The 11,719-nt window shown below is 37.3% G+C and carries 12 protein-coding genes and 1 pseudogene; 8 read left to right on the forward strand and 5 right to left on the reverse strand.

Annotation, left to right across the window (positions count from 1 at the left end; genetic code table 11):
- Both WBM70_RS03500 and yidD read right to left on the reverse strand, forming a co-directional pair.
- Positions 1-312: pseudogene (locus WBM70_RS03500) on the reverse strand (dihydroorotase); the annotation flags it as partial.
- Positions 290-652 carry a membrane protein insertion efficiency factor YidD gene (yidD, locus tag WBM70_RS03505; RefSeq protein ID WP_424557122.1) on the reverse strand — a complete coding sequence of 121 codons (363 nt, stop codon included), beginning with the start codon at positions 650-652 and terminating at the stop codon, positions 290-292. The pseudogene WBM70_RS03500 and the gene yidD, both read right to left, overlap by 23 nt.
- A 62-nt stretch (positions 653-714) precedes the next feature.
- Here yidD and WBM70_RS03510 point away from each other — a divergent pair, with 62 nt between their 5' ends.
- Complete coding sequence (locus tag WBM70_RS03510) at positions 715-2,082, forward strand: hypothetical protein (RefSeq protein WP_424557123.1); 1,368 nt, start codon at positions 715-717, stop codon at positions 2,080-2,082.
- 199 nt (positions 2,083-2,281) lie between these two features.
- Positions 2,282-3,127 (forward strand): DUF4197 domain-containing protein, encoded by an 846-nt coding sequence (locus WBM70_RS03515; protein ID WP_424557124.1) that lies wholly within the window; start codon positions 2,282-2,284, stop codon positions 3,125-3,127.
- 209 nt (positions 3,128-3,336) lie between these two features.
- Here WBM70_RS03515 and WBM70_RS03520 read toward each other — a convergent pair whose 3' ends face one another.
- The 3 genes from WBM70_RS03520 to WBM70_RS03530 form a co-directional block, all read right to left on the reverse strand.
- Positions 3,337-3,558, reverse strand: coding sequence for a hypothetical protein (locus tag WBM70_RS03520; RefSeq protein WP_424557125.1), 222 nt, complete (start codon positions 3,556-3,558; stop codon positions 3,337-3,339).
- A gap of 2 nt (positions 3,559-3,560) precedes the next feature.
- Entirely contained in the window at positions 3,561-3,770 is a 210-nt protein-coding gene (locus WBM70_RS03525; protein WP_424557126.1) for a hypothetical protein, read from the reverse strand.
- 84 nt (positions 3,771-3,854) lie between these two features.
- Positions 3,855-5,126, reverse strand: a complete 1,272-nt coding sequence (locus WBM70_RS03530) for an apolipoprotein N-acyltransferase (RefSeq protein WP_424557127.1) — start codon at positions 5,124-5,126, stop codon at positions 3,855-3,857.
- Between the two features lie 10 nt (positions 5,127-5,136).
- Between WBM70_RS03530 and yajC the strand changes: the two genes are divergently transcribed.
- The 6 genes from yajC (at position 5,137) to WBM70_RS03560 (ending at position 11,667) form a co-directional block, all read left to right on the forward strand.
- Complete coding sequence (yajC, locus tag WBM70_RS03535; RefSeq protein WP_424557128.1) at positions 5,137-5,424, forward strand: preprotein translocase subunit YajC; 288 nt, start codon at positions 5,137-5,139, stop codon at positions 5,422-5,424.
- Positions 5,387-6,991, forward strand: coding sequence for a protein translocase subunit SecD (gene secD, locus WBM70_RS03540; RefSeq protein ID WP_424557129.1), 1,605 nt, complete (start codon positions 5,387-5,389; stop codon positions 6,989-6,991). Before yajC ends, secD begins: the two co-directional genes overlap by 38 nt.
- Positions 6,991-7,962 (forward strand): protein translocase subunit SecF, encoded by a 972-nt coding sequence (gene secF / locus WBM70_RS03545; protein WP_424557130.1) that lies wholly within the window; start codon positions 6,991-6,993, stop codon positions 7,960-7,962. Before secD ends, secF begins: the two co-directional genes overlap by 1 nt.
- 63 nt (positions 7,963-8,025) lie before the next feature.
- A complete protein-coding gene (locus tag WBM70_RS03550) occupies positions 8,026-8,364 on the forward strand; it encodes a DUF6394 family protein (protein WP_424557131.1) in 339 nt (112 codons plus the stop codon).
- Positions 8,365-8,410: 46 nt separating this feature from the next.
- On the forward strand, positions 8,411-10,510 hold the full coding sequence (ovoA, locus tag WBM70_RS03555) for a 5-histidylcysteine sulfoxide synthase (RefSeq protein WP_424557132.1): 2,100 nt from the start codon (positions 8,411-8,413) through the stop codon (positions 10,508-10,510).
- A gap of 2 nt (positions 10,511-10,512) precedes the next feature.
- A complete protein-coding gene (locus WBM70_RS03560; protein WP_424557133.1) occupies positions 10,513-11,667 on the forward strand; it encodes a MalY/PatB family protein in 1,155 nt (384 codons plus the stop codon).
- The last annotated feature ends 52 nt before the right edge of the window (positions 11,668-11,719 follow it).

Consider the following 11,719-nt stretch of genomic DNA (forward strand, 5'->3'; position numbering starts at 1 on the left):
TTCAGAATTTGTGGTGATACCGGCAGGGTAGAGTTTGATCGCTGTGATATCATCTTTGACAGACTCTAAAAAAACTTTATCATAAGAAGGTTTGAAAAAGAGTGTCATGTAAGGTGTAAATTTTTCATCACCAATGGCATCCATGATACGTTGTTTATAGGCAACAACTTCTTCTTTATTACTCACTGGAGGTACAAGGTTTGGCATAATGATTGCGCCTGAAAAAGTGCTCGCTGAGCTTTTAGCGATATTTTCTAACATTTCTCCATCTCGGAGGTGTAAGTGCATGTCAAGTGGTGCGTTTAATTGCATCAAAATCCTTTAAAACATAATAGTTGGTATTGTCCGGGTCCGTACTTTGGGGTACCAACCAATAGATGACATTCATTTTGCCACAAAATGCATTAAGTTTGAGTAAAGCTGTAAGCTTTGGTGGTTTGAAGTGAACCAGTGGATAGTCAATACCCCCTTTAAAAAACTGATTACAGCTCAAAATACGCAACGAACTTGCTACAAAGGCTTTATGCGGTGCATTAAATTCAAACTGCCATTTGGCATACTCTGAGCAGGAAGGATAGTATCGACAGGAGGCAGGTAACATTTTTGAGATATATTGGTAGCCTTTGATAGGGGCTAAAAAGAATTTTTTCATAGTTTATTATAGTTAAAAAGGAGCATAGAGTCAATTTTTTATTTTGTGATATAATCCCTGCTATGAATAACATAAAACGTAAGTTTTTAGTATCCGCAGACATCCAACGTTGGCTTAAACAACAACGGTCAAATATTCAGCAAATAGAGCAGTTCTACACTGTTTCAACTGTGGATGAGGCGTGTTACTACTCTAAACTTTTTCCAGATACCTATACAAAAGTCACAGTTGATAAACATGGTACTGAAGAGATCACATCTATCAATGAAGAAGTGTATGTTCTTCATCGTAAAGAGCATTTGGGAAGGATCATCGTTAAAAACGCATATTCGGTCATGATAGATGAGAGTACATTTGTTGTTGAAAAGTACTTAAAAAAGCTTGAAGGGATCTATATATTGATCGGATATTTCCAAGATGAAAAAGCACTGAGAAACTCAAAAACCATCCAGGATCTACAACCTTTTGTGCTTAAAGAGATCGATAAAGATGACAAATACAGCGATCACTCCCTTGCATTGTATGTAAAACCTATGGAGTACAATTTACAAACGTTTTTCCGAAAGATAGATGCTTTTGAATCACCCAATCTTTTTTTCTGGCAAGTACCACAACGTGTTTATATAAGTGATGGTGTCTCCTTGGTACTTTACCGAAATATTCGTCTGTTAAACTATTATAAGATGAATTTTAAGAAGAAACATTTTAGTGCGACACTGCATCGTTTGCGTATTCTATTGCGACGTACAGCGACTTTACTGGAGACTTTTTCAGACCTGTTTGATCCAAAGGTACAGCATTTTTGTACCGAGTTGCTAAAACGTTATTATGAAGAGACAAAGGTATTACGCTATCTTTATTTTTTAAATGAACTATGTGCCACTCGTGAAGATGCCAAGTTAACACTTTACAGTGAGTTAAAAAGTCTTATCACAGAAGAGGAGAAAGCAGTGGTACAAATGCTTCAGTCTCAATTTTTTACACAGATGATAGACCTACTTACTAGAGAGATAGAAATGCAGGAAAACGATAAATATATTTCTTTGAAAAAAGAGGTGAAAAATGTAGTTAGAGAGCGTTTAAAAAGATTTGAAATGCTTTTAGGCAATACCAATAAGGTTTATGATGATAAAGTGCTTGAAGAGATTTATATCTCTATGGATACCCTTCAAACTTTAATAGAAGATTTTTTTCATATTATTGGAGAAAAAGAGTCACGAATTCTCGTCGAGGAACTTAATATTCTATTGAAGCCTCTCCGTGAGTACAGAAATTGTAAAGAGCGTGAAGTTATACTTAACAACATTAAAGCGAAGTCTGAAACAAAAACATTAGATATATATCCTCTTTTATGTGAGCATGAAGAGAGTTTGAAAGATAAAATAGAATTTGCTTTAAAGTTATTGAGAAGTTCTAAGTTTTATGTGTAATGAGACTAGATGATATATTGAGCGTCACAATATACATTGCCTTATAAAACCTCCTATATAGAATATTTTATAGGGGTTTAGAAAACTATATCTAACATATGCGGTAGTATTCGTGATTGTAGTCACATGTGTAATTTATTATTTTTCTTCAACAGAATTTATTAGAAAATCGTTAAAATACGGGATGCAAGGAAAGAAAATGAAGAAAATAATTTTAGTTACGGCAATACTCTCCAATAGTGTTTCACTTCAAGCTTTTAGTTTTAATGATGTAAAAGATAAAGTTGAGTCTTCTATAAAAGATTTTAAAAAATTTCGAAATCCTTCTGATATGAGTGCAAAAGAAATGGTGGAAACTATGTCGATGGGAGTATTAAGTACAGATCTCATCACCAAAGCATTTAAACAAGCCTTAAAAATAGGTGTGAACAAAGCAGTTGACACGCTAGGGCAAAAAGGTGGATTTATGGACAATCCGGCTGTGCGAATCCCTCTTCCACCTCCATTCTCCCAAATGGAGTCGATGATGCGAGCAGCAGGCGCAGGTGATATGATCGATGAATTTATTCTTTCAATGAATCGAGCAGCAGCCAGGGCGGCTCCACAAACTGCGGGTGTATTTGTGACTTCAATTGATGATATGTCTTTTAATGATGCTGCAGATATTTTAATGATGGATGGAAGTCCTGCAACAGATTATTTTAAACGGCATACAAGAGAAGAGCTTAAAATACTCATAACACCTATTATTATAAAAGAGATGAAAACAAATAAAGTGTACAAATACTACGATGCAGTAAAAGAAATTGCTGACCCTATGGTGAAATCTTTTGCCAAAATGACAAACTTTATGGGAATGGCAAAAAAGTTAGGTATAAAAAAGTATATCCCTCAAGATGCTGTAAACATAGAAGAGTATATAACAGACCATACAATCGATGCTATCTATTTTATGATAGGACAATCAGAAAAAATGATACGTACAAACCCAGCGCATCAAACAACTAAAGAACTTAGAAAAGTTTTTGGGAAGGTAATGCCATAAACATGACATATTTGGTTATGTTTTTCATATAGTCATTTTTATACTGTATTTTGGTCTTTAGCGTATATCTAAAAAGTCTTTTTTCAAAACCTTATCAAATAGATAACTTTATAAGGTTTTCATTGCTATTTGAGAATTTCTATATAACGCTGTAGCAATAAACCTTAATGTGTTTAAATTTTGCATGAGTATTGGGACGATAGGGATGATTATACTTCGATAGTAGTTTCTAGCATTAACTTCATAATACTTACAAGTCCTTCATGCCCAGTTATATCTTCACAGGTATTAATGGCAGTTATTAGCTGTTCATCCGTTATGGGGTTACTTTGTTCAATGTTCGACTGAAAAATACTTAGTTCGGTTTCACATTCCATATTGTTTGCAAAAAGTGGGGATGCTAGTAAAAGTGCAAGGATTAATGCTTTCATTTTTATGCTGCTTCAGTTTCCGTCAAAGTTTCAGCCAATTGAATAATTCTAGTCAAATCATTTGTCATGCGCATATTATCTATGGCTTCCGAGTGTTCTTTCTCTGCATGTATGATTAACTCCTCTAAGCTTTCTTCTTTCCAATATTTAAGATAATAATAACGTTCAAGTATTCCATCTAGCTGTTGTTCAATTAACTCATTCTTAGACATTTCTTCTCCCCTGTGTGGTATAGATGAAAATGATACTAAATAAATGTCAGAATAATGTCAAATATCACAACCTTATAAGGTTTTCTATTCATTGATTTTGCCATTTCTTATCACGTAAGAGTCCGACATATTAACCGAATGATAAATGGTAGTTCCATATTTCGTACTATAGTACTGCAACAAAAGTTTTTGTAAAGTGGGTTCTATGGAGGGAGTGAACCATCCGTTGTTGCTCAGTACGATCATGTTTTCTGGATTACCTTCATAAAGTCTTTCACTGGTGGCTTCAAAGCAGATGGCATTTCTGTAGCTCTTCCCGTCTATTGTGTAGTCTATGACTTTTTGACTTGCTACGTAGTCTACCGCACCGTCATAAAAGACATTGTTGACCCAGTCGCTTAAAAAATCAGGCAGGGGATTACTTTCTCCGAAGGGAACAAGTACTACTTTATTGGCTACAGAGATCTTGTTATCTGTAAAAATATAAGTTGAATTTCTTGGTGTTTTTCCATCCCAGTAGAGTCCACCGGTGACAATGGAAATATCTTGGGCTTTTGCTTGCAATCTGTCTATGAGTTTCTGTGACCGGTTGACGAAAACAGGAAAGACAGATTCAGGAAGAATGATAAGACTTTTTTTGTTTTCTATCGCTTGCTCTATAAGTGTAAAAAGATTTTCAAACTGTTTGTGATGCAGTGTCTCGTTCCATTTGTCTTGAACGGATGTATAGGTGGTGACCAGTGTGATATCATCTCCCACTTTACCTGGTGCAGGAAGGTGAGGTTGATAGGCTAACAGAATAAATAAAAGGTATAAAAATTGTTTTTTCCAGATACTCAAAACAATAGCGGTCAAAATAATACCAAACTGCCATTTTTCTATGCCAACATAACTTTCGACGAACATCAGTTCTGGTTTAAACCAGTCAAAAGAGAATGGATGGATATAGCTTAAGATCAGCAGTCCCAGAGCTTTGAGTATAAGTGGAAGTAGCGTGCAGAAAAAGGGAAAGAATGAAGTGATTTTCTGGCTGAACCAGGCAATGAGCCAAAAGAGTATTCCATAGCTTAACATAATGATGATTATCTCTATGGGTACAGCCCAAAGCATGCCATAATGCTTGAGGCTTAAAGCGATCCACCAAAACCAGAACAGTCCTATGAAAGCACCTGAAATAAACCAGATCTTTTCTCCTTCCTGTAGTAATAGGTAGAGTGTTACAATACCTAAAATAGTATTGATCAGAGGATAAGAAAATGCCCAATGATTGAGGTATATGAAGGCTGAACTTAAAAGTGCTATGAAAAAGCCTCTTGTTAGTTCAAAGGTGCTAAAATAATGGCTAATTTTATTCAAAAGGATTCCTATGGGAGCAGAACAAGGTAGCGTGATTGGTTCATTTTTACCCCTTATCATTTTATTTGCGATTTTTTATTTTTTAATTATCAGACCGCAACAAAGACATCAAAAAGCACATAAAGCGATGCTTGAGAGCCTAAGTAAAGGTGATCAGATCATCACAACAGGTGGACTTATGGCTGTAATTGTTAAAACTGAAGAAGATTTTATCAAAATCAAACTAAATGATGACACTGTTGTGAAACTTGATAGAGCATATGTTGCAAAAAAGGTTGAGTTGGGTGAAGACGCTTAATTTTAGAGTAATCCTTTTTGCTTTCGCACTCATTTTTGGTATTGTTTTTTCTATTCCTTCTTTGACACAAAGTGAAAGTGGAAAGAAGATCACTTTGGGGCTTGACCTTCAAGGTGGTTTACATATGCTTCTTGGGATCAAGAGTGAAGTAGCCATTGAGTCACGTATCAAATCTATGGCGGCATCGATAAAGTACATCTTTGATGATGAAGAGATTATTTTTGATGAACTTCGTATGGTCGATGGTGAACAAATCACGTTCGAACTTCTTGATAATGATGATATTGTTAGAGCAAAAGACCTTCTCAAAAAAGAACTTGAAGGTACTGTGATCGTCGAAAATGGATTGAAATTTTCAGTGGCGATGACCGAGGCTGAAGTAGAACGTACGCAACAGAGTGCGATCAAACAAGCCGTTGAAACAATTAGAGGCAGACTCAATGAGTTTGGACTTGCAGAACCAACGGTTGCAAAACAGGGTGAAGATAAGATCCTTGTAGAAGTACCAGGGATCAAAACACAGGAAGAAGAACAGCGTATCCGTGAACTTATCGCACGTGCAGCACATTTACAGCTTATGGCTGTGGATGAAGACAGAAACACAAGAGTAAATACTATGAGTGCGGATGAAGCGAGAAGTTATGGTGATGTGATACTTCCAGATGTTAACACAGATGAAAAATATCTGCTTCGTGCTATTCCTATACTCGATGGTTCTATGTTGACAGATGCCAAAGTAGGTTTTGATGAGAGTAATCTACCTGTGATCAACTTTGTACTGAACGGACAAGGGGCTAAGATCTTTGGAGACTTTACGGCAATCAGTGTGGGTAAACGTATGGCAGTCGTATTAGACAACAAAGTTTATTCTGCACCAAACATTAGAGAACGTATCGGTGGTGGACGCGTACAGATCTCTGGAAGATTTGAATTGGCAGAAGCACATGACCTTGCAATTGCACTTCGTTCAGGGGCACTACTTGCACCTGTCTATGTCATGGAAAAACGTTCAGTAGGACCAAGCTTGGGTGCAGATAGTATCAAAGCGAGTTCTCTTGCTTTGGCGTTAGGATTTATCATGGTCGTGGTCTTTATGGTCCTCTACTATGGTATGGCTGGAGTTGTTGCAAATATCGCTCTTGTAGGAAATCTCTTCTTGATACTTGCGATCATGTCACTTTTTGGTGCGACATTGACCTTACCAGGTATGGCAGGTATCGTTCTTACTGTCGGTATGGCAGTTGATGCGAATGTCATTATCTCTGAACGTATCAGGGAGTTACTTTATGCAGGTAAATCTGTCGGAAAATCGATAGAAGATGGATATAAAAATGCCTTTACGGCCATTTGGGATGCCAATGTAACAACATTGATTGCAGCTACAGTACTATTTGCTTATGGTACAGGTGCGATCAAAGGATTTGCCCTTACGATGAGTATTGGTATTATGGCATCTATGCTTACGGCGATTGTGGGAACCCATGGTATTTATCAATGGATATTGCCAAAGATTGATAAGAACAAACTAGGATTCTGGTTTGGTATTAAGACGGGAGGTGCAAAATAATGGAAATCTTTAAATATAAGAAACCTCTCTCCCTGATGGGTAAGAGTAAACGTTTTGGTCTTCTCTCTATTACTATACTTGTACTGGCTTTGGGATTGATCATAGGCAAAGGATTTAACTATGGTATCGACTTTGCTGGAGGTACACTCATTCAAGTGCAATACGAAGGTAAAGCACCTATCGTAAAAGTAAGAGAATCGATAGATTCAGCCAAATCGTATGAAGGTGCGACAGTGACTTTCTTCGGTGGTGAAGATGAAGTCGTTATCCGTACTAAAACGAGTTCAAAAGCCTTGGGTGTAGATGTTGGTGATCAAATAAGATCACTGCTTAAAGATACAGGAAATTTTGAAATCAGACGTGTCGATATGGTTGGTGCCAAGGTAGGGTCTGAGTTACGTGAAAAAGGTCTTATGGCTATGGTACTGGCTATTATCGGTATCCTTATTTATGTTTCATTCAGGTTTGAATGGCGTTTTGCAGTTGCTTCTGTGATGGCACTTGTACACGATGTGACCATTGCTATGGGAATGATCGTATTGTTTAATGTCGAGGTAAACCTTGACATTTTGGCAGCACTTTTGACCATTCTAGGGTATTCACTCAATGATACGATCATTGTATTTGACCGTATACGTGAGGGAATTAGAACGATTAAAGACCCAGACCTTGGAGCGATCATTGATGAGTCTGTCACACGTACACTTTCACGTACGACCTTAACATCATTGACAACATTCTTTGTTGTACTTACACTTTATTTATTTGGTGGTGAGATCATTAATGGATTCAGTTTCACCTTACTTGTGGGTATCATTGTAGGTACATACTCTTCTATCTTTGTAGCATCACCAATTTTGATGTGGCTTGGTTTCTCCGTAGGTGATTTTAGAGAAAAAGAAGCACAAAAACTTAAAAGAGAAAAAGAGAAAGAAAAAATGCGTGCTATGTACGAAAATGGGACGATCTAAAGAAAAAAGTATTTTTTCTTTGTGTGAAAATGGTACACTATAGTTAAATTTGAAGGAGTTTGAATGAATTGGGGAAAAGTTTTTTATATGTTTTTTACGTTGATGTCACTTACGACATCAGCAGCATTTTTATATGAACATTCAGTGGTTGCATTGTTTATAGCAGGGTCTGTAAATGTGATCTCCACACTGTTGAAGATCGGAGTAAGGAATCTACTTTCAGCTGAACTTCTGGCGGGTTCATTGGTTGCAGATTTACACCTCTTACCTGCATTTTTTGCTTTACAGTTCTATGGGAATGATCCTTTAGCAACTGGATTGGTCATAGGTGCAGTGATTGCAAACCTCTACACTATTTTTATTTCTATGATAGAGAGTGCAAAGGAAAAGGCAGATTTTTAAGTATTGTGAGGTATCTTACATGTATAGAAATTCTAAGGAATAAGACATGCTAAGAATGCCTACACTATATGGAACAGACTCCGAACAGAAACGGAAAGAGATCAAAGATTATTTCCAATTTTGTTCTAAACGTTATGAATCTCTCTTTCAACTTGTTAGAGATGAAAGTGCTTATTTTCGAAAAGCAGATCCTCTTCGCCATCCTATTATTTTTTATTATGGGCATACCGCTACATTTTTCATTAATAAATTAAAAATTGCTAAGATCATCGATGAGCGTATCGATCCTGAGCTTGAAGCTATTTTCGCAGTGGGTGTAGATGAAATGAGTTGGGATGACTTGAATGAAAAACACTACGAATGGCCTAGTTTGGAAAGAACCCAAGCTTATCGTAATGAAGTCTATACAAAAGTCACTTCTCTGATAGATTCACTCCCTTTAACGCTGCCTATTACAGAAGATTCACCCTGGTGGGTCTTACTGATGGGGATTGAGCATGAAAATATCCATCTTGAAACTTCTTCCGTACTGATACGCCAGCTTCCTTTGAATGCCGTACAAGAAAATGATCAGTGGAAAGAGTGTGATATGGTTGGTGATGCACCTCAAAATGAGCTTCTTGATGTGGAAGCAGGTAACGTAAAACTTGGAAAGAACAAAGATGCAAAACTCTTTGGTTGGGACAATGAATATGGAGACCATCAGGCACATATTCCTGCGTTTAAAGCTGCCAAATACCTTACGAGTAATCAAGAATTTTTGGATTTTGTGCAAGATGATGGGTATGGTAATGATGCATTTTGGTGTGAAGAGGGAAAGGCATGGAAAGACTACACTCAAGCAGAACACCCTTTGTTTTGGAAGAGTGATGCACATGGATATAAACTTCGGACATTAAGTAGAGAGATAGATCTGCCAATGAATTGGCCTGTAGAAGTGAATCATTTAGAAGCATCAGCATTTTGTCAATGGAAGAGCCACAAAGAGGGGGAGAGTATCACTTTACCCACTGAAGACGAATATGTGAGATTACGTGATGAAAGTAAAGTACTTTCCTACCTGGAATGGACTGAAAAAGGTGAATCCATAGCCAATATCAATCTGGAAGGGTTTGCCTCACCTGAACCTGTGGATACTCAAAAACATGGTGATTTTTATGATGTGATAGGGAATGTTTGGCAATGGTCACGTACGCCTATCTATCCTTTTGAAGGTTTCAAAGTCCATCCAATATATGATGATTTTTCTGTTCCAACCTTTGATGGTGAACACGATATCATTAATGGTGGCTCTTGGATCAGTTGTGGGAATCTTGCTACACAAAAGAGCCGATATGGATTTAGACGGCATTTTTATCAGCATGCTGGATTTAGGTATGTGCAAAGTATGTATGAAGAGAGCGTGACCACCAATATCTACAATACGGACACACTTATTTCCCAGTATTGTCATTTTGGTTGGGGTGAAAATGCTTTGGGAGTAGAAAATTATCCGACAGCTTGTGCACGGATCACTTTAGCCTATATGAAAGAGAAACCTAGGGGAAAAGCCTTGGATATTGGATGTGCCATTGGGCGAAGTTCATTTGAACTCGCTCGTGGTTTTGACGAAGTGATAGGTGTTGATTTTTCTGCACGTTTTATACAAGAAGCCCAACATCTAAAAGACGATGGTATACTTCGTTATACAATGCCGACTGAGGGTGAACTAGAAAACTTTTATGAAGTAAAAATTTCAGATTTTGACTTAGAAGAAGAACGGAACAAGGTTTCATTCTGGCAAGCTGATGCTTGTAATTTAAAGCCTATTTATAAAGACTTAGATCTGATCTTTGGGGGTAACCTTATAGATAGACTCTATGATCCTCATAAGTTTTTAGATTCTGTGGCTTCACGTTTGAATGATAGAGGTATGCTTATCTTAACCTCACCATACACTTGGCAAGAAGAGTCTACCCCTAAAGAGAAATGGATAGGCGGATACAAAAAAGATGGTGAAAATGTCACAACCCTTGAAGGACTTAAAGAGATACTAGGGGAAGATTTTGAACTCATTGATACAAAAGATGTTCCATTTGTCATACAAGAGACGGCACGTAAACATCAGTATACTATAGCCCAGATGACGATCTGGCAGAAGAAGTAAAGATGTTTAAATCGATCAACCGCCAAGGGACATATAGTGTCAAGTGGGATGGATCGCAAAAGAAATTTGGTACAGATGAACTGCTTCCTTTGTGGGTTGCGGACATGGATCTCGCTTCTCCAATTTGTGTTCAGGATGCGATAAAAAAAAGAGCTTCTCACCCCCTGTACGGATATACGGTCTATCCTGATAGCTATTATGAAGTGATCAGGAATTGGATGGAAGATCGTTTCTTTTGGAAAGTGGAAAAAGAGTGGATAGTTCCTTGTTATGGTGTTGTGCCTTCTTTGAACTTTATTATTTCTGCATTCAGTAAAGAGGGAGATGGCATCATTGTTCAAACGCCTATCTATCCTCCCTTCGTAAGTTCTGTAAAGCATAAAAATAGGAGAGTACTTGACAACACACTCGTCTATGAAAATGGTAGATATCATATAGATTTTGATGATTTTGAAACAAAGGCAAAAGAGGCAAAGATCTTTCTGCTCTGCTCACCGCATAATCCTACGGGACGTGTATGGAGTACAGAAGAACTAGAAAAGATCATCGATATCTGTATAAAGAATGATGTACTGATCATCTCTGATGAAATTCATGCAGATGTTGTCTATGAAAAAAGACATCATTGCATAAGCAGTTTTGAGAAGATAAAACACAACTCTGTTGTCCTAAATGCACCGTCCAAAACTTTTAACGTTGCAGGACTGAACAGTTCGTATGCGATCATCCCTGACAGCAAGTTGCGTCAAGCGTATATACATGAACAAGACAGATCAGGTATTACCAATGGAAATCCTTTTGGTATAGAGGCTCTGATAAGTGCTTATCATGAAGGTGTACCATGGCTTGAGCAGTTAAAAGTACATCTCATGTCAAATATTACTTATGTTAAAATGTTTTTACAAGAGCATGCTATTCCCATACGTGTTGTACCTACAGAAGCTACATTTTTAATGTGGCTTGACTGTAAAGAGATGGGGATGTCTCATGATGATCTGGTTGACTTCTTTATCTATAAAGCAAAACTTGGGCTCAATGACGGTAAAAGCTTTGGTAATGCAGGTGATGGGTTCATGCGGCTCAATGTGGGAACATCCAAAGAAGTATTAAAAGAAGCGATGGAGCGATTGCACCATGCGTATAAGGCAGAATATTGAGAAGTTTATTGGTTTATATCATTCTGTCTGTATGGCTTTTTGCTTTACCTGC

It is taken from the genome of Sulfurovum sp., from assembly GCF_049668085.1.
Classification (GTDB): domain Bacteria; phylum Campylobacterota; class Campylobacteria; order Campylobacterales; family Sulfurovaceae; genus Sulfurovum.